Origin of the sequence: Phenylobacterium sp. (assembly GCF_044358365.1) — a bacterium.
Classification (GTDB): Bacteria; Pseudomonadota; Alphaproteobacteria; order Caulobacterales; family Caulobacteraceae; genus Phenylobacterium.
The window spans coordinates 1-17,504 of record NZ_JBIKNZ010000006.1 but is presented as its reverse complement, the minus strand read 5'-3'; the positions used below and the strand labels follow the sequence as shown (position 1 = coordinate 17,504).

Here is a 17,504-nt window from a genome sequence, read left to right as displayed (position 1 = left end):
GTGCGCCTATCCGGGTCCGGGACCACCGCGCGCCCTCTGCCGGATCATGGCCGTCTCCTCCTTCGAGAGCCAGCCGTCCTTGTTGGCGTCGGCCATTTCGAACCGGCGCTGGGCCATGGCGCTGGCTTCAGCGGCGGTAACTGCGCCGTCCTTGTCCGCATCAAGGCGCATGATACCGCCCATCCGACGGCCGCGCCCGTTGCGTTCGCCCTGTTTGGCCACAGCGTCGAGCTCGGCCTGGGTGATCTTGTCGTCCTTGTTGGTGTCCAGTCGAGCAAACATGCGCCCCTGACGAACGGTCTCCACGGCCTTGAACTCGGACAGGGTCACCTTGCCATCATTGTCGGCATCAGGGTTCGGCGGCCCACCGCCCCGGCCCGGCTGGGCGTGGGCAGTCGCGACAGTCAGGGCCATGGCGGTTGTAAGCAGGATCAGTTTCATAGGTCCTCGGTGGTTCAGTTTCGCACCCCGAAAACTTGTACGGGCGATCATGCAGTTTCCGTCGTTCGCCAGAGCGGGTTGAGGAAAAGTGGGAACCGGTTTTCCGCCCGCAACCCACTCTAAACATATGAGGTCGATCACGTTTTTCGAGTTTGGATTGATCCAATCCAATCTCGACGTGATCTATACCTTGACCAACGCCAGGTGTGCGGCGCGCGCCGCTGAGCGCGCTCCGGTCAGGCGGCTGCGCAATGCTCTGTAGCTGCGAACGCCTCCCGCTCGTGCCAGTAACGCCTGAAAGGCCTTTGGCTCATCGTCCGGCTGCGGATCGTCACCCAGCGCCACCTTGAGCAATTGGATCAGGTCCTGCTGCAGCCGCCAGGCTGTCGAGAGCGCGTCCAGAGCCTGCGGATCGGCCAGTCCTGCGGCGCCAAGTGCGTCCAGTGCGGCTGAAGTATTTGGCGACAGCGGGCCGCCGCGATCAGCGTGGACCAGCTGCAGAAACTGAGCCGTGAACTCGATATCCACCAGCCCGCCGGGTGACAGCTTGAGATCCCAATCGCCCTTTGGGGGCCGTTCGGCCTCAAGCAAATCGCGCATCTCCCGCACATCGGCCGCTGTTCGGGAGGGGTCATGGTGTCTGCGCAAGGCGGCTTCGATGGCGCCTGCAGCCGCGTCGGCAAAGGCGTCGCTGCTCGCCCACACCACCCGCGCTCGGGTCAGTGCCAGCAACTCCCAGGTCTCGGCCTCACCCTGATAGTAGTCGGCAAAGGCCGCAAAACTCACCGCCACGGGTCCCTTGGTGCCTGACGGGCGAAGCTGCATGTCCACGTCATATAGCTGGCCCTCGGTGGTCGGGCTGGACAGGGCGGCGATCAACCTCTGGGTAAAGCGACTGTAGAAGCTTGATCCGTCCCAGCCCTTGAACGACGACGTCGCCGTCGGATCAGCCGCCCGATAGAGTGTCATTAGATCCAGGTCTGACGTTGCGCTCATCTCGCGCGAGCCGCACTTGCCCAGGGCGACCACAGCGACTTCTCCGGGAAAGTCGCCGCCGAGCCGCACGGCTTCGGCGAGGGCCACCGGCGCCAAGGCCTCGATGCACAGGTCAGCCAGTTCGGCGAAGGCCCGCCCGGCGGCCCCGGCGCTGGACGACCCGCTCATCACCTGCACGCCAATCCGGAAGGCCTGTTCGCGGTGGAGGCGACGCACCACGTCCATCGCCCCCTCAAAACTCCCGGTCGCCCGGACTTCGCGGGCCATGTGTTCGCGCTCGGGCGCGATGTCGACCTGATCAAAGAATTCGGGATCCAGCATGGCGTCGATCGCTGCGGGTCGTCGGGCGAGGGTGCTGGCCAGTCGTGGTGCGAAAGCCAGCACTTGCACCACCAGTTCGAACAGCCTGGGCTGCGCCAGAAACAGGGACTGGAGTTGAACGCCTGACGCCAGCCCCTCGAAGAAATCGCCGAACCGCCGGAAGGCGATCTCCGGCGCCCCCGTGGCATGGGCGGCTTCGAGCAGCCGCGGCGCCAGCCGCGTGAACAGCTCCCGGCCCCGTTCCGTCCGGGTCGCGGAGACGCGGCCGTGATGCCAGGCCCGGATGGTTTGCGAGACCCGCATCGGATCGGGAAACCCCATACGCGACAGGGTGGCCAGGGTCTCCGGATCATCGTCCACGCCAGTGAACACCAGACTGCCGAACCGGGACGACAGTTGCTCTGCCTCGGCGAACAACTCCCCGTAGCGGGCATTGACCGTTCTCAGGGTGCGCGTCACCGCCTGATCAAACCCGCGAAGCTGATCGTAACCCGCCAGGGCGGCGACCCGGCGTCGGTCTGTCGCAGACTCCGGCAGTCGATGGGTCTGCTCATCGGCGATCATCTGGATACGGTGCTCAACGGCGCGCAGCCAGATGTAGGCCTCGGACATCTGGCCCGCAGCGGCCGCGCTGACATGCCCTGCCGCCGCCAGGGCCCCCAGCGCGTCCAGCGTACGGTTGCTGCGCAGTTCCAGGTGGCGACCGCCCAGGATCAGTTGCTGGGTCTGGACGTAGAACTCGATCTCGCGAATCCCGCCGCGGCCCAGCTTGACGTCTACCCCGGCGGCCGAGACCCGTTCGTCCACCTTGTGGGCATGGATCTGGCGCTTGATCGCGTGAATGTCGGCGATGGCGGCGAAATCGAGGTTGCGCCGCCAGATGTAGGGGATCAGTTCGTCGAGGAACGCCTGGCCGGCGGCCAGGTCCCCGCCGCAGGCGCGGGCCTTGATGAAGGCGGCGCGCTCCCAGTTCTGGCCGACGGATTCATAGTATTCCAGCGCCGCCGGAACCGGGACGGCCAGGGGCGTGGAGGACGGGTCGGGCCGTAGCCGAAGGTCCACGCGAAACACATAGCCGTCGGCGGTCCGGGCCTGCATCAGGTCCGACACTCTTTGGGTCAGGCGAAGCGCCATCGTCAGCGGCTCCACGCCGGGCGCCGTCACACCCTGAAGCGCCTCGGGATCGAAGAAGATCGAAACATCGATGTCGCTGGAATAGTTCAGCTCATGGGCGCCCTGCTTGCCCATCGCGATGCAGAACCAGCCCGGGACGGGATTGTCGGGGTCCGCAATCCGGATGAGGCGACCCTCCGCCAGCTCTTGCCGGGCGACGACGGCCAGAGACGCCCCCAATGCGGCGTCGGCGAACCGGGTCAGGGCGCCGGTCACCTGATCCAGATCCCAGACCCCGCCCAGATCGGCCAGAGCAGTCAGCAGGTGCAGTTCCTGTTTGAGGCGGCGCAGGCCGCCTTCGGCCTCGCCGGGCAGTCCCCGGGAGACCGTCAGCGTGCGGGCCAGTAGATCCTCCAGCCGGGCGGTCGGATCGTCCGCCAGCAGGCTGCCCAGTCTGGCTGGATTGCGCCGGGCCAGCGAGGTCAGATAGGGCGAGGCGGCGAACACCGGATCCAGCGCGGCCCAGGTCGCCTCCGTGAGCCCCAGCCCCTCGCCGATCGCGACGCGCGCACGCGCCGCCGCCTTGGCGTCGATCACGGGGCCGCAGGGCTTGATGGCGTCGCCGAGTCTCATGGGCACAGGCTCTACGCCCTCGGCAGAATGAACGCCACGCGCAGGCCCGGACCCATTTCGCCGACCTTGCCGGGGCCTTCCGACAGCTCGAGCCGTCCGCCATGCGCCTCGGCCACGGCGGCGACGAGGGAAAGGCCAAGCCCGGCGCCGGCTTCCTTCCGGCTGTTCTCCAGTCGCACGAAGCGCTGGATCACCCGTTCACGGTCTTCGTCAGGAACGCCGGGGCCTGTGTCGGTGACGGAGAACTCCACCTCCCCAGACGACCTGCGTCGCACCCGCAGCATGATGGCGCCGCCGGCGGGCGTGTACTTCACGGCGTTGTCGAGCAGGTTGGCCAGGGCCTGCGCCAGGAATTCGCGATTCCCGCGCACCGTGAGACCGGCAGTGATCTCCGCGGCGTACTCCAGGCCCTTGTCCTCGCAGGAAGGTTCGTAGAGCTCGGAGATGTCAGCGGCGAGCTCCGCCGGATCGAAGATCACCGGGTTCGGCGCCTGACCGGCCGCCTGCAAGCGAGCAATCGACAGCACCGCGCCGAAGGTCTTGAGCACGCCGTCCGTGTCTTCCAGCGCCTGGGCCAGCGCCTCCTCGGCATTGCCCTTGCCGGCTTCCACGTCGATGTAGGCCGCCTCCAGACGCGCACGCAGCCGGGTCAGGGGCGAGCGCAGGTCGTGGGCGATCGCGTCGCCCGCATGGCGGTGCCCGGCCATGGAGCGCTCCAGCCGGTCCAGCATGTCATTGACGCCCTGGGCCAACTCGTCGAACTCGTCGCGTGCCCCGCGGACATGCGCCCGGACCCCGGTCTCGCCATTGCGCACCCGCTCGACCACGTCGATCAGGCTGACCATGCTGCGCGAGACATTGCGACTGACCAGCACGCCCACGCCCAGGCCCAGCACCAGCACCAGGAATCCCGCAGCCTGCAAGGCGCCGACAATGCTGGCGAGATAGGCCTCATCCTCGCCCGCATCGGCGCCGACAAACAGCACCTCGCCGCCCTTCAACCGTTCCTGCAGGCCACGGGCGGGATGTTTCACCGCGCGACCCTGGGCATTGATGTCGGTCACCTGGAAACTGGCCCAGGCGGGTTGGCCGGTGAAGTTTTCCACCGGCGACTGTTCGATCGACCCGGAGATGCGCCGGCCATCCTTGGTCAGCAGCAGATAGAGGAACGGCTTCTCGCTCGACGCCCGCTCTATCAGGGCCTGGTTGACCGCGTCCGGGCCGGCGCGGTCATAGACTCCGATCAGTGAGGTCATCTCGCGGCGGATATCGCGGTCCGTACGGCGCGTCGCCTCGCCTGCGGTGGCGATATAGATATAGGCCAGGAAGGCCGAGGCCGCGCTAGCGAACAGCGCCAGGATTAGTACCGTCAGGCGAAATGGCGTGGTCCGGAACAGGCGGGGCATCTTCATGCCGGACACACCAGAGGCGATGCTGCGGTCGAGCTAGGCATCCAGCCGGTAGCCGGCGCCCCGGACCGTCTGCAGCATGGCCCGATCAAACCCCTTGTCGATCTTGGAGCGCAGCCGGGAGATGTGCACATCGATGACGTTGGTCTGGGGGTCGAAGTGATAGTGCCAGACCTTCTCCAGCAGCATTGTGCGCGTCACCGACTGGCCGGCGTGGCGCATCATGAATTCCAGGAGCTGGAACTCACGGGGCTGAAGATCAATCGCCTTGCCCGCTCTGTGAACGGCGCGCGCGATCAGGTCCATCTCCAGTTCGCCCACCTTGAGCATCGTATGGACGGACCCAGTGTCGCGGCGGCGCGCCAGGGCTTCGATGCGGGCGATCAGTTCAGGGAAGGCATAGGGTTTGACCAGATAGTCATCGGCGCCGGCCTGAAGCCCGTCAACCCGGTCGCCCACCTCGCCCAACGCAGACAGGAACAGCACCGGCGTGCGGTCCCCTTCGCGGCGGAGGGTTTCCACCAGCTGGATGCCATCCATCTTCGGCATCATGCGGTCCACGACCATCACATCGAACGCCGCGCCCTGCGCCGCGGCCAAGCCTTCCTGACCGTCAGCGCCCCGGACACACTCGTGACCCGCCTCGGTCAGACCACGCGCCATGGCCTCGGCCGCCTCAAGGTCGTCCTCGACAATCAAGATCCGCATGTGATTCCCGCCCTTGTCAGGCCAGGAGACTACCCCGAAATCTTGATCGGCAGAAACGCGGTGCGACCGCTGCGCAGGACACCCACCAGGACACTGGTGCGCCCTGCCTTTTTGGCGGCGTCGACGGCGGCGGTCAGGTCGGCGGGAGTCACCACAGCGCGGTCATTGACCCGTGTGATCACGTCGCCCCGCCGAAGGCCCTTGGTTCCCGCGTCGGAACTCTGATCGACCGTTTCGACCAGCGCGCCGCGAACCTCCACAGGCAGGTTGAGCCGATTGCGTGCCGCGTCGTCCAGCGGACCAACTGTCATCCCGAGCACCGAGGCCTTGCCCGGCGCGCCCGGTACAACGCCACCGCCACCGGGACTGCCTGGCTCGTTGCTGTTGGCGTCTAGTTCGCGCTCGGACGGACGGACGCCGGAGCGGATGTCCACCATACGGCGCTTGCCTTCGCGGATGACTTCCAGACGCAGGAGATCGCCGGCGCGGACACGCGCCACCTGACGGGTAAGCTCCGACGAACTCTTGACCGCGGCGCCGTTCACCGAGACGACCACATCACCCACCTGAAGCCCGGCCTTCATGGACGGACCGCCCGGCGAGAGATCGGTGACGATCGCACCCTTCTGGTCGCCGAGGCCCAGGGCTTCGGCAGACTCCGGCGTGAAGTTCTGGATCGTGGCGCCGATGTAGCCGCGCTGGATCTTGCCGCCATTGATCAGTTGTTTGGTGACTGAGTCCGCAACGTCCGCCGGAATGGCGAACCCGATGCCGACCGAACCGCCCGACGGCGAGAAGATCGCCGTGTTGACCCCGATCACCCGACCGAAGACGTCAAAGGTTGGACCGCCCGAGTTACCCCGATTGATCGGGGCGTCGATCTGGATGAAGTCAACGAACGTCTCGCCGATGTCGCGGCCGTAGGCGGAGATGATGCCCGCCGTCGCGGTGCCACCCAGGCCAAAGGGATTGCCGACCGTGATCACCCAGTCGCCGACGCGCGGCTTGGCGGCATTCTCGAAATTCACAAACGGGAACGGGCCCCGACCGCCCTTGACCCGCAGCACCGCCAGATCAGTCGCCTCGTCGCGGCCGACAACTTCGGCTTCAAGCTCGCGTTCGTCCTTCAGGACCACCTTTATAGTCTCGGCATTCTCGATCACGTGATTGTTGGTGACGATGTAGCCATCTGCCGAGATGAAGAAGCCGGATCCCGCCGATTGCTGGGTCGGCCGGCGCGATGGGCCGGGTTGGCCATCACCGTCCTCGCCCTGTGGGCCCCCGCGCGGTGCGCCGCCGAAGGGCAGGCCAGGTAGGCCGGGGATCTGTCGTAGCGAGGGGGCTTCAGCCCGGCTGGTCACGTTGATCGACACCACCGCCGGCGATACGCGGTCGAAGATGTCGGCAAAGGTCATCGGCGCGCCGGGAGGCGGCGCGAAAATCGGTACAGTCGAGGCCTTGATCAGCCCTCCTGCGGGCATTTGCGCGTGCGCGGAGGGCAACTGGATGCCGGCGCCGGCCACCGCTGCGGCCATCACGCCAACACCTGCAACTGCGCCCAGGAGGTAACCCGTCTTCTTGGTCGTCATTCGTCTGATTTTCCCTCGACGCATCACATGAAGTCCGATGCGTTCCAACAACCTAGGCAGCTTGCGCCGAAGTGCAACGCCCGCGCCATGCTTTCGCAGACCCTGAACACCGCATCACGTCCAATATTGGGCGCAAACGTGTCAGCGTGTTTCATCCCGCTGCAGTTTCTTCAGTTGCGCGGCCTCTGCAGGGGTCAGCTCGGCCTCGGCAGGCCGGACCCTGAGTCGGACCAGTAGCAGCGCAGCCCCGGCCAGAACGACGAAGAAGGGCGCAAGCCAGAGCATCAGATTTCCAGACGAAAACTGCGGCGTGAGCAGGACGAACTCACCATATCGGTCGATCAGAAACGTCTTGACCTCGCTGTCGGTCTTGCCCGTCGCGACCTGCTCGCGGACGATCTTGCGCAGGTCCTTGGCCAGCTCGGCCTCGCTGTCATCAATGGACTCGTTCTGGCAGACGAGACAGCGCACGTCGCGGAAAATGGCGCGGGCCTGGGCCTCCTGGGCGGGGTCGGGGAGACGCTCGGCGGGATCGGACGCCGCAGCCAGGCACAGCAGGCCCGCAAACGCGGCGACGAGCGCGCGGCGCTTCATGCCACCCGCTCCCGACGTCGGCCCACGCCCAGGCGAAGACGGCGATCCGTCAGCGACACGAATCCGCCGAGCGCCATGATCACCGGCCCGATGAAGATCAGCGACGCCCAGGGGTTCCAGTAGGCCCGAACCAGCCACTTGGGCTTACCCTCGCCGTCGCGCCGCTCGCCCAGCACCAGATAGATGTGCGAGGCGCCGCGATAGCATAGTCCGACCTCGGAGGTGGTTTGGCCGCCGGTGGTGAACAGGCGCTGTTCTGGATGGGCCGTACAGACCGGCTGCCCGGCCCGCGTAACCGTCAGCGTTGCCCGGTCAGCGTCGAAGTTCGGCCCCTCGACCGGTCGAACATCATCCAGGGTCACGTGATAGGCGCCGATGTTGAGGTCGCCGCCAATCGGCAGGGCTTCGGCGGTCTCCAGTTTCCATGTGGTCTCGAACACGGCGCCGAGCACGAAAATGCCAAGCCCCATGTGCGCCAGCGTCATGCCCCAGGCGCCGCGTGGCAGACCCACAAACCGGCGCAGACTCTCGCGGGCTGTGGCCCGGAACAACCGGGTCCGCTCTGCGATTTCGACGAGCGCGCCAGCAACAAGCCACGCGCCGAGCGCGACACCCATGGCCCCGAGGGCCTTTTTCGGGCTGACGAGAGCGATGGCCAGCACGCCGGCGCCGCCCGCGATCAGGACGGCCAGCCACAGGCGCTGGATGACGCCCCGCGCATCGCCCCGCTTCCAGGCCAGCAACGGCCCCGCCGGCAGCAGGATCAGCAGCGCGGCCATCAAGGGCGTGAAGGTCAGGTTGAAGTAGGGCGGGCCGACCGAGATCGCCTCGCCGGTCATCGCGTCCCGGATCAACGGATAGAGCGTGCCCAGCAAAACCGTCACGGTCGCCGCCGCCAGCAGGATGTTGTTCAGGACCAGCGCGCTTTCCCGGCTGATGGGGGCGAAGAGGCCGCCGGGCCCCAGCTTTGGCGCGCGCCAGGCGAAGAGGGCGAAAGCCAGGCCCGAGGTCACACCCAGGATCATCAACAGGAGAACACCGCGCGTCGGATCCACCGCGAACGCATGAACCGAAGTCAGGACGCCGGAGCGCACCAGGAAGGCGCCCAGCATCGAGAACGTGAAGGCCGCCAGGGCCAGGAACAGGGTCCAGCCGGCCAGCGCGCCGCGTTTTTCCGTAACGATGGCGGAATGCAGGAGGGCGGTGGCCACCAGCCAGGGCATGAAGCTGGCGTTCTCCACAGGATCCCAGAACCACCATCCGCCCCAGCCCAGCTCATAGTAGGCCCAGAAGGATCCCAGCGTGATCCCGATGGTCAGAAAGCTCCAGGCCGCCAGCGTCCAGGGGCGGACCCATTTTGCCCATGCGGCGTCAATCTTGCCCTCGATCAGCGCGCCGACGGCCAGCGAGAAGACCACCGACATGCCCACATAGCCGAAGTACAGAAAAGGCGGATGGACCGCGAGCGCCGGGTCCTGAAGCAGGGGATTGAGCGATCGCCCCTCGGCCGGCGGCTGGGCCAGCCGCGTCAGCGGATTGGACGCAAAGACCGTATAGGCCAGGAACACCGTTCCCAGCACGCCCTGCGCCGCGACCGTCGAGGCGCGCAGGCCACGCGGCAGGCTCTGGCCCAGGCCCGCGGCCGCCGCGCCGAAGCCCGTAAGCGCCAGGCACCAGAGCAGCATAGAGCCCTCGTGGCTGCCCCAGGTCCCGGCCACACGGTACAGAAGCGGCTTCTGGGTGTGGGAATTGGCCGCGACGTTGGACACCGAGAAATCCGAGATCACAAAGGCATGCATCAGGGCGGCAAAGGCGATCGCCACAGCGACGAAGGCCGCCAGCGCCGCACCCTCGCCCGCACCGGCCAGCGCCGGAGACCGGCGCATCCGCCCTGCCGCCGACAGCACGACCTGCAGGATCGACAACGCCAGCGCCAGGATCAGCGCGAACGATCCGGCTTCTGCAATCACGTGGGGCCGCCCGTCGACTTCGCCGGTGCGTTGACCGTGGCCTCGTAGGCTGGCGGGGGAGCCCCTTTGCCGCGCCACTCACCCTGTTCCTTCAGCGCCTCGGCGATTTCCTTGGGCATGTACTTCTCATCGTGCTTGGCCAGCACCCGGGTCGCCTTGAAGACGCCATCAGACTGATAGGCGCCCTCGGCCACAATACCCTGACCCTCGCGGAACAGGTCCGGAAGATCGCCCTGATAGACCACCCGGTCAGCCGCCAGCTTGTCCTGAACGGTGAATTCCACGTGCCCATCGGTGTGCTTGACCACCGATCCCATGGCCACGAGGCCGCCAAGCTGGATCGCCTGACCAGGCTCGGGCTTGGCTTCGGCCGCCTGCGAGGGCGTGTAGAAGAACGAGATCGAGTCCCGCATGCCCCAGAGCGCCAGTCCGGCGGCCAGCGTCACCACAGGCGCGATGATCGATAGCAACAGGAGGCGCATCCGCGCCTTGCGGGATTTCGGAAGCAGGGTCATCGCATGGGCTCCGCGCGGACGGCCGCGTCCAGTTGTTGCAGTACGGCAGGCGTCTGCACGTATCGCGCTCGAGCGCTGGCATAGGCGGCGTCCCGCTGTGCGATGTCACCCAGCACGGCATAGGCCCGCACCAGACGCACCCACCCATCAGGGTCCTCCGGATTGGCTTTCAGCTTCGACGCCAGGCTGGACACCATGCCCTTGATCATCGCCAGTTCCTGCGGGTCGCCGGTCACCGGCGCAGGCTTGCCTTCAAGACTGGCGATCCGGGCCTGGACGGCCTCGCGGCCCTCGCTCCCCTGGGGCAGGTCGGCAAGCAGCGCGCGCATATACGCCAGGGCTTCGGTCGTTTTCCCGGCCTCCGCCTTGGCCTGCGCAAGATAAAACCGCGCCGCGGGATCGCCAGGCTCCAGCGCCAGAACGCGGGTAAAGGCCATGACAGCCTCGCCCTCCATCTTGCCGCCCGCCGCAGTGAAAGCTGCCTGCCCCAGCATCCGCCAGATATCCGCCCGCTCCGGCGCGAGCTCCGACGCCCGACGTAGCGCCTGCAACGCGGCGACAGGATTCTGCGAGGCATCTTCGGCCAGGCCGAGCAGGCGGTAGCCCTCGGCCTCTGAAGGACGCTCTTTCACAGCCTGCCGCAGAACGGCGGCGATTTCCGGCGGTGTCAGGGTATTGAGATCGGACTTGCGCCAGGCCTCAAGTCGGCCGGCATACGGCTGATCGCGCATGCCCGGCGCACCAAGCGCAAGATAAAGCCCGAGAGCCAGGGCCGGGGCAGCAGCAGCGGCCAGCAGCACCAGACTCCGTGCCCGAGGGCCCTCTGCCCAGGTCTCGGCCGGAGTCTCGGCGGCGGCCAGCAGTCGGCGGCCGGCCTCGGCGTGGGCGCCCTTGCGCTCGCCCTCGCCCATCAGGCCGCGATCAACCAGGTCATCGATCTCGGAAAGCTGTCGCCTGTAGAGGACCTGCGCCGGATCAGTAGTACTGGCCGGCGCCGCTGAATGCGCCGCGCGCAAAAGCATCAACCCCGCCGCTGCGGCGGCGAGGAACCCTGCCACGACCCAGAAAAGGAACATGACTGGCCGTGTAGCCGAAAGGCACGGCCGGTGCGAGGGGGCTAATCGGCGTTGACGGCGATTTGGGGCTCGTGGTGCCGGGCGGCCTGGGCGCGGCGGCGTACCAGTTCGCCCGCCTTCTGCCCTGCAACCAGATGACTGAACCGGGCCGCGACATCAAGGAATGCCTCTGAGCAGGCCGTCTCACCCGTCTGATCCAGACGGATTTGCCGGACAGTCTCGTCTACATAGAGGTCGAGAACAGTGCTGAGCTTTTCCACCAGCGCTCCCCAGGCGGCCAGGAAACCACCATGGTTCACAGCCGAACGCAGGCCCGCACTGAAGGATAACAGGGTCTCGGCGCGGCGAACGCAGGCGGCGTCGGGCTCGCAGGAGAGACGCGGCGCCGTGCGACGGATACCGTGCTGGTTGATCTCATGCATGGGCAACGCGGCCATGACGGCGAGATCTGCCTCACGAAGACGCGCTTCAACCGCGCTCGCCAGTTTCCGACGCTGTTTCTGTATCCGCCGACCCCAGCCGCGATCACGGTTTAGCGCGACATTGGTTTCCATTTCCATGATCTGCCGAACCGCCAGCTCCGCACGAACTGCGGCTGCATTTCCCGCCCCGGGACCAGCCTCCGGATCAAAGGTGGCGATCAGGGTCAGGGCCTCATCGACCTCTTCCATCAAGGCCTCGGCAAAACCCGCCAATTCGGCAACGTCCAGATAGCGTTCGGTGGGCTTTTCTATGACCGCCGAGATGATCCTGAGCACCATCCAACACTGCTCCAGCTGGGCGGAGATCATTTGAAAATAGTAAGGTCCGGCACTTTCACTGACAGCCAAAGCATCATTGTAGGCCGGACGTGCGGACAGTCTGCTCTCGCTGCCCGGGTGCGTTATCCACGTCGGCAGCACGAGGGCTGCGCGGCGAACCACGCCGGCTATGTGCATGCAGGCCAACAGTTCCGTCGCACCATCGGGGCGAGCCTGGTCACAAAGGTCGGCCGCGGCTGCAAACTCAGGGTTGATGCGTGCTCGCAATTCCGAAGCGGCGGTTTCGACCAGACGATCGTACCGTGCCGACAAACCGGGGTGCGGCGGGTCTGCATCCGCAATCCGCCGGATATCGTCCAGTTCGACTCCAGCGACACTTCGCAGTCCGCGCCAGATCAGTGGAAGAGCCGCCAGGGGAAACGTCAGCTTGCGACTGTCATTCCCTACGCCGACGAACATCGGCGTCAGTGGCTCCATCACGGCGTTGCGAAACTGGCGCTCGACGACTTCGGCCTCGACCAGCTTGCGGACGTCGCCCAGGGCGCTGTTATCGACCGTCTCGGCCAGCGCGCGGCTCAGATTCGACAGGACGCTGTCAGGCGATGTTTCGACAAGCCGTCCGACAATCGCAATCTTCTGCGCCGCGAGCGCTTGCATGGCGATCAAGACTCCCGGCGGCGCGCCACAATCAGGATGGCGCTCGCAGAGTTAAGATTGTGCGAAAACAAAGCGCTCAGGCTTGCGCGCGCGGCAGCTCGATCGCGACGGACAGACCGCCCAGCGCCGAAGCGCCCAGCGTCAATGATCCACGATAGGCGCGGGCCAGTTCGTCGATGATCGAAAGGCCTAGACCGGAGCCCGGCGCACTCTCATCCAGCCGCGCACCACGCTGGATGACTTCCTCGCGTTGATCAGGCGACAATCCCGGACCGTCATCCTCGATCACCAGCCGCAGTAATCCGACGCCAGCCCCATCGGCGCGGACCCGGACCCGGCGGCGTCCAAACTTGCCGGCGTTCTCCATGGCGTTTCCAGCGATCTCCAGTAGATCCTGCCGTTCGCCGGCAAACCAGAGGTCATCAGGCGCGTCCCAGTCGATGGTCACACCCTTGACCTGGAAGATGCGCTCCAGCGTGCGCGAGAGTTCATCCAGCACTTCGGCCACCGAGGTGCGTTCGCCTGGGCCCTGGGCGCGGGCGGCGGCGCGGGCGCGGCGAAGGTGATGGTCGACCTGCTGTCGCATGACTTCAGCCTGACGGGTCACCATCTCGGCCAGAGGGCCGGGCCGCTGGCCAGCCTCGGTCATCATTACGGAGATCGGGGTCTTCAGGGCATGGGCGAGGTTGCCGACGTGGGTGCGTTGTCGCTCCACCGTCTCCTGATTGTGCAGCACCAGCGCGTTCAGTTCCTGGGCCAGTGGCTGCAGCTCGGTTGGATAGGCTTCCTGCACGCGATCGGCCTTGCCACCCCGAACTGCCGCCACCTCGCCCTGCAGCCGGAAAAGAGGGCGAAGGCCGATCCGCACCTGGGCGAAGACAGCCAGGATCAATCCTCCGCCCAGAACCACGAACGACAGCGCAGTCGCCGCAACGAAGTTGCGCACGTCCCGGTCAATCGGCGCGCGATCCTCCGCCGCCAGAAACACAGACTCGTGGCCGTCGATCGTGGCGATCCGCGCAACCCCGCGCAGGCGCTCGCCCGGCTGTGGTCCGGCGGCATCGAAAGCCACCAGTCGTCCTGGATTGGCCCGTACCCGCTGAAGCAGATCCTCCGGCGGGCGAAGCTCGGCATCCCAGAGCGAGCGCGAGCGGGCGGGTGTCGCGGTCAGCAGACGACCTTCCTTCGTGGGTTCGGCGATGGTCCAGTAGAGCCCGGAATAGGCCCGGAGCGCCCGCGCGTCCGTGAACGCCGGCGCAACCAGTGCGCCACCTTCATAAATGGACCCCGCGATCAGATTGTCCACCAGAACGCCAAGCGTCTGTTCAAAGCGGCGCAGGGCCGCTTGCTGGAACAGCAGCGCCAGCACCACAGCCGTGACCACCAGGGCTGCAAAGCTCCAGCCGACCGCCAGCAACACCAGCCGCCGCGCAAGAGAAGGTCGGCCAAGGCCCCCCATCGTCACGTGCCGGCCGTCTCCGCGTCCGCCTCGCCGGCGGGACAGGTCAGGCGGTATCCCAGGCCCCGGACCGTCTCGATCCGGTCCGCGCCGATCTTCTTGCGGACCCGGCCGATGAACACCTCTATGGTATTGGAATCCCGGTCGAAATCCTGATCGTAGAGATGCTCCACCAACTCCGTCCGGCTGATCACCCGACCCTGATGCATCATCAGGTAGTGCAGTAACCGATACTCCAGTGACGTCAGCCGCAAGGGCTCACCATTGACACTGGCGCGTGCCGCGCGCGGGTCGAGCCGCAGGCCGCCGATCGAGAGGCTGGGCGTGGCGTGCCCGGCCGAGCGCCGCAGCAGGGCGCGCAGGCGGGCCAGCAGTTCCTCGGTGTGAAACGGCTTGGTCAGATAGTCGTCGGCGCCGGCGTCGAAGCCCGCCACCTTCTCGCTCCACGCGGCGCGGGCCGTCAGGATCAGTACGGGGCTCGTCATGTTCTCTCGCCGCCAGCGCTCCAGCACCGAGACGCCGTCCACCTTGGGCAGGCCCAGGTCCAGGATCACCGCATCATAGGGTTCAGTCTCGCCCAGAAACTGAGCTTCCTCGCCGTCGGGGGCGTGGTCGACCGCATAGCCGGCATCGCCCAGCGCCAGCTTCAGCTGGCGCGACAGGTCCGGATCGTCTTCGACTAGCAGGATGCGCAAGCAAGCGTCCCTTCCTTGGGTTGAACCGGGGTCTCAGCCGCCCTGGCGGCCGATGATCTGTCCGGACTCGGCGTCCACGACGAACACCACCACCCGGCCGTTCTCCATCTGCCACTGAACGTAGTAGGCGGGCCGGCCGCCGGCATCGCCCATCGAGGTGTTCAAATGACGACCAGGATAGCGCGCGCCGATCATCTGCAACACGCGCGACAGCGGCGCCTGGCGGCCTGAGCGGACCCCGTCGCGCGCTTGATCCTGTTCGCCTCGCCCGCCACCAAACGGCGGGCGGCCGTCCTGCGCCGCCACGGCCGGCGCGGCCGCAGCGATGGCGGCAAGCATCATGGCGATGGCGAAAACTGGCTTCATGACGGACCCGACCTACGCCGCCCGGACTGAACCCCGGCTGAACGCGACCTTAAGCAAGCCTTGGACTTAGCCTAAGTTCGGCGTCTGGGCGAATAGGGACGATCCCGGCGCTGCTGCTCGGCAAACGCCTCTAGCGCCGGGTCAGGGGCATCGGGCAGCATGACTACCAGACGGGCGAACAGGTCGCCGCGTTTACCCAGGGCGTCGACCAGGCCCCGTCCCTTCAATCGCAGGCGCGTTCCGGTGTTCGCCGATCGGGGGACCGTCAACGTCACGGCGCCGTCCGGCGTCGGGGCCTCGACCTTGCCGCCCAGTACCGCGTCATAGAAGGCGACCGGCAGGTCCATGACCAGATCGGCGCCCTCGCGTCGATAGATCGCATGCGGCTGGATCGTGATCTCGATGAACGCGTCGCCGGCGCCGCCGCGCCCCGGTCCGCCCTGCCCCTTGAGCCGCAGTGTCTGGCCGTCCTGGGCGCCCTTGGGAATGGTCACGTCGATGGTGCGGCCATCCGAGAACGCGATACGGCGCTTGCCGCCCCGGATCGCATCGACGAGATCGATCTCGATCTTCGCCCGGACATCCGCGCCCTTCTGGGCAAAGCCTCCAAACCCGCCGCCGGCGCCGGGGCGGCCGCCGCGCGCGCCGCCGAACATCTCGCCCAGAATGTCGCTGAGGTCTGCGCCTTCGAAGGTCTCGGCCCGCGATCCGCCGCCCCGCGCGCCCGGACGTCCGCCCCACGGGCTCTCGGCGCCGAACCCGCCCATACTTTCGCGGCCGTCAGCGTCGATCAGGCCGGCGTCAAACTTCTTGCGCTTCTCCACATCGCCAATGATGTCGAACGCGGCGCTGACCTTCTTGAAACGCTCCTCGGCCGCTGCATTGCCGGGATTGGTGTCAGGATGGTTCGCCTTCGCAAGCTTGTGGAAGGCCTTGCGGATTTCCGCGGCCGTCGCCGTCCGGGATACGCCCAGCTCCAGATAGGGGTCGCGCGCCAAACTGGTCAGAATCCTTCAATGATCATGATGTAGGGTGGCTTCTAGATTGGGTGAGCGGCGACGTCACGCAAGCCGCACTGTGGCGATTTTGCAACATCACTCTCACCCCTCCCGCTCGGCCATCAGATCCCAGGCGGCGAAGTCGAGCGCATCTTCCGCTTCGGCCAGCACCTCTTCGCTGATGGTCTGCCCGCGCACCGAGATACCCGCGCGATGGGGGCTCTCCGGATCGCCGGAGACCAGCGGATGCCAGTCCGCCAGATCACGACCCTCATGCAGGCGGCGATAGGCGCAACTGCCGGGCATCCATTCCAGCGCCTCGATGTTGTGCGGGGTCAGCTTGATGCAATCGGGAACGTGCCTGTGACGATCCGCATAGTTCGAGCACCGACAGGCCGCGGCATCAAACAGCTTGCAGTGGACCCGGGTCGGGATCACCTCGCCCGTCGTCTCATCCTCGAAACGGACAAGACAGCACAGACCACAGCCGTCGCAGAGGCTTTCCCACTCCGCCACCGTCATCTGCGCAAGGGTCTTTCGACGCCAGAAAGGTTCGCCAGCCATCTCCCCGGTTTAGTCCGACCGTAGCGCGCGATGAAGGGGGAACTTGCTTCGCCGCCCGGACCCTGTAGGACAGCGCGCCGATGAGAGCCCCCATCCTCGCCTTGAAAGCGGTTCGTCTCGCCGACGGACCGATGATGCTGTTCGACGGCGTGGACCTCGCCCTGGACGCGCGCAACCGCGCCTGTCTGGTGGGGCGCAATGGCGCCGGCAAGTCCACCTTGCTGCGGATTCTGGCCGGACAGATCGAGGCCGACGACGGCGACCGCACCATTACGCCCGGCACAACCGTCGCCTTCGTGCCGCAGGAGCCCGAGATCACCGGCGACACGGTGCTCGACCACGCCACGTCCGGCGGCGCGGCGTCCTATCTGGCGGAGGCGGCGCTGGACGCGTTCGGCATCAACCCCGGGAAGTCCACTCAAGGTCTCTCCGGCGGCGAGACCCGGCGGGCGGCGCTGGCCAGGGCCTTTGCCGAAGACCCCGACGTGATCCTGCTGGACGAGCCCACCAACCACCTGGACATCCTGGCCATCGAGACGCTGGAAGCCCAGATCGGCGCCAGCCGGGCTGCAGCCCTGATCGTCAGCCACGACCGCGCCTTCCTGGAACGGGTGACCCAACGGTGCTTCTGGTTGGAAC

General features: G+C 66.7%; 16 protein-coding genes. 1 reads left to right on the top strand and 15 read right to left on the bottom strand.

Features of this window, described 5'->3' with window-relative positions:
* Positions 1-6: 6 nt before the first annotated feature.
* From ACIQ3B_RS03125 to ACIQ3B_RS03055, 15 genes are all read right to left on the bottom strand, one after another.
* Positions 7-441, bottom strand: coding sequence for an EF-hand domain-containing protein (locus tag ACIQ3B_RS03125; RefSeq protein ID WP_397399860.1), 435 nt, complete (start codon positions 439-441; stop codon positions 7-9).
* A gap of 183 nt (positions 442-624) precedes the next feature.
* Positions 625-3,504 (bottom strand): bifunctional [glutamine synthetase] adenylyltransferase/[glutamine synthetase]-adenylyl-L-tyrosine phosphorylase, encoded by a 2,880-nt coding sequence (locus ACIQ3B_RS03120; RefSeq protein WP_397399859.1) that lies wholly within the window; start codon positions 3,502-3,504, stop codon positions 625-627.
* Between the two features lie 11 nt (positions 3,505-3,515).
* The gene (locus ACIQ3B_RS03115) at positions 3,516-4,916 is read right to left on the bottom strand and encodes a sensor histidine kinase (protein ID WP_397399858.1); all 1,401 of its coding nucleotides are present in this window, start codon (positions 4,914-4,916) and stop codon (positions 3,516-3,518) included.
* Between the two features lie 33 nt (positions 4,917-4,949).
* Positions 4,950-5,621, bottom strand: coding sequence for a response regulator transcription factor (locus ACIQ3B_RS03110; protein ID WP_397399857.1), 672 nt, complete (start codon positions 5,619-5,621; stop codon positions 4,950-4,952).
* 29 nt (positions 5,622-5,650) lie between these two features.
* Positions 5,651-7,210 (bottom strand): Do family serine endopeptidase, encoded by a 1,560-nt coding sequence (locus ACIQ3B_RS03105; RefSeq protein ID WP_397399856.1) that lies wholly within the window; start codon positions 7,208-7,210, stop codon positions 5,651-5,653.
* Positions 7,211-7,351: 141 nt separating this feature from the next.
* On the bottom strand, positions 7,352-7,804 hold the full coding sequence (locus ACIQ3B_RS03100; RefSeq protein WP_397399855.1) for a cytochrome c-type biogenesis protein CcmH: 453 nt from the start codon (positions 7,802-7,804) through the stop codon (positions 7,352-7,354).
* Positions 7,801-9,774 carry a heme lyase CcmF/NrfE family subunit gene (locus tag ACIQ3B_RS03095; protein WP_397399854.1) on the bottom strand — a complete coding sequence of 658 codons (1,974 nt, stop codon included), beginning with the start codon at positions 9,772-9,774 and terminating at the stop codon, positions 7,801-7,803. The genes ACIQ3B_RS03100 and ACIQ3B_RS03095 overlap by 4 nt, the downstream gene beginning before the upstream one ends.
* Positions 9,771-10,289, bottom strand: coding sequence for a cytochrome c maturation protein CcmE (ccmE, locus tag ACIQ3B_RS03090; protein ID WP_397399853.1), 519 nt, complete (start codon positions 10,287-10,289; stop codon positions 9,771-9,773). The genes ACIQ3B_RS03095 and ccmE overlap by 4 nt, the downstream gene beginning before the upstream one ends.
* Positions 10,286-11,365: a c-type cytochrome biogenesis protein CcmI gene (gene ccmI, locus ACIQ3B_RS03085; RefSeq protein ID WP_397399852.1), complete on the bottom strand. Its 1,080-nt coding sequence runs from the start codon at positions 11,363-11,365 to the stop codon at positions 10,286-10,288. The genes ccmE and ccmI overlap by 4 nt, the downstream gene beginning before the upstream one ends.
* 41 nt (positions 11,366-11,406) lie before the next feature.
* On the bottom strand, positions 11,407-12,783 hold the full coding sequence (locus ACIQ3B_RS03080; RefSeq protein ID WP_397399851.1) for a hypothetical protein: 1,377 nt from the start codon (positions 12,781-12,783) through the stop codon (positions 11,407-11,409).
* Between the two features lie 76 nt (positions 12,784-12,859).
* On the bottom strand, positions 12,860-14,242 hold the full coding sequence (locus tag ACIQ3B_RS03075; protein WP_397399926.1) for an ATP-binding protein: 1,383 nt from the start codon (positions 14,240-14,242) through the stop codon (positions 12,860-12,862).
* A gap of 2 nt (positions 14,243-14,244) precedes the next feature.
* On the bottom strand, positions 14,245-14,937 hold the full coding sequence (locus tag ACIQ3B_RS03070) for a response regulator transcription factor (RefSeq protein ID WP_397399850.1): 693 nt from the start codon (positions 14,935-14,937) through the stop codon (positions 14,245-14,247).
* A gap of 33 nt (positions 14,938-14,970) precedes the next feature.
* Positions 14,971-15,303, bottom strand: a complete 333-nt coding sequence (locus tag ACIQ3B_RS03065; protein WP_397399849.1) for a PepSY domain-containing protein — start codon at positions 15,301-15,303, stop codon at positions 14,971-14,973.
* A gap of 71 nt (positions 15,304-15,374) precedes the next feature.
* Positions 15,375-16,301: a DnaJ C-terminal domain-containing protein gene (locus tag ACIQ3B_RS03060; RefSeq protein ID WP_397399848.1), complete on the bottom strand. Its 927-nt coding sequence runs from the start codon at positions 16,299-16,301 to the stop codon at positions 15,375-15,377.
* Positions 16,302-16,403: 102 nt separating this feature from the next.
* On the bottom strand, positions 16,404-16,865 hold the full coding sequence (locus tag ACIQ3B_RS03055) for a YcgN family cysteine cluster protein (protein WP_397399847.1): 462 nt from the start codon (positions 16,863-16,865) through the stop codon (positions 16,404-16,406).
* An 80-nt stretch (positions 16,866-16,945) separates the two neighbouring features.
* Between ACIQ3B_RS03055 and ACIQ3B_RS03050 the strand changes: the two genes are divergently transcribed.
* Positions 16,946-17,504, top strand: a 559-nt coding sequence (locus tag ACIQ3B_RS03050; RefSeq protein WP_397399846.1) for an ATP-binding cassette domain-containing protein, incomplete at its 3' end; no start/stop codon positions are given.

Bases quoted from the DNA above. Each gene is read 5' to 3' on its own strand.
- ACIQ3B_RS03065 (WP_397399849.1), bottom strand. From the start codon at position 15,303: ATGAAGCCAGTTTTCGCCATCGCCATGATGCTTGCCGCCATCGCTGCG.
- ACIQ3B_RS03055 (WP_397399847.1), bottom strand. From the start codon at position 16,865: ATGGCTGGCGAACCTTTCTGGCGTCGAAAGACCCTTGCGCAGATGACG.
- ACIQ3B_RS03120 (WP_397399859.1), bottom strand. From the start codon at position 3,504: ATGAGACTCGGCGACGCCATCAAGCCCTGCGGCCCCGTGATCGACGCC.
- ACIQ3B_RS03115 (WP_397399858.1), bottom strand. From the start codon at position 4,916: ATGAAGATGCCCCGCCTGTTCCGGACCACGCCATTTCGCCTGACGGTA.
- ACIQ3B_RS03105 (WP_397399856.1), bottom strand. From the start codon at position 7,210: ATGACGACCAAGAAGACGGGTTACCTCCTGGGCGCAGTTGCAGGTGTT.
- ACIQ3B_RS03125 (WP_397399860.1), bottom strand. From the start codon at position 441: ATGAAACTGATCCTGCTTACAACCGCCATGGCCCTGACTGTCGCGACT.
- ACIQ3B_RS03100 (WP_397399855.1), bottom strand. From the start codon at position 7,804: ATGAAGCGCCGCGCGCTCGTCGCCGCGTTTGCGGGCCTGCTGTGCCTG.
- ACIQ3B_RS03110 (WP_397399857.1), bottom strand. From the start codon at position 5,621: ATGCGGATCTTGATTGTCGAGGACGACCTTGAGGCGGCCGAGGCCATG.
- ccmI (WP_397399852.1), bottom strand. From the start codon at position 11,365: ATGTTCCTTTTCTGGGTCGTGGCAGGGTTCCTCGCCGCCGCAGCGGCG.
- ccmE (WP_397399853.1), bottom strand. From the start codon at position 10,289: ATGACCCTGCTTCCGAAATCCCGCAAGGCGCGGATGCGCCTCCTGTTG.
- ACIQ3B_RS03080 (WP_397399851.1), bottom strand. From the start codon at position 12,783: ATGCAAGCGCTCGCGGCGCAGAAGATTGCGATTGTCGGACGGCTTGTC.
- ACIQ3B_RS03075 (WP_397399926.1), bottom strand. From the start codon at position 14,242: ATGGGGGGCCTTGGCCGACCTTCTCTTGCGCGGCGGCTGGTGTTGCTG.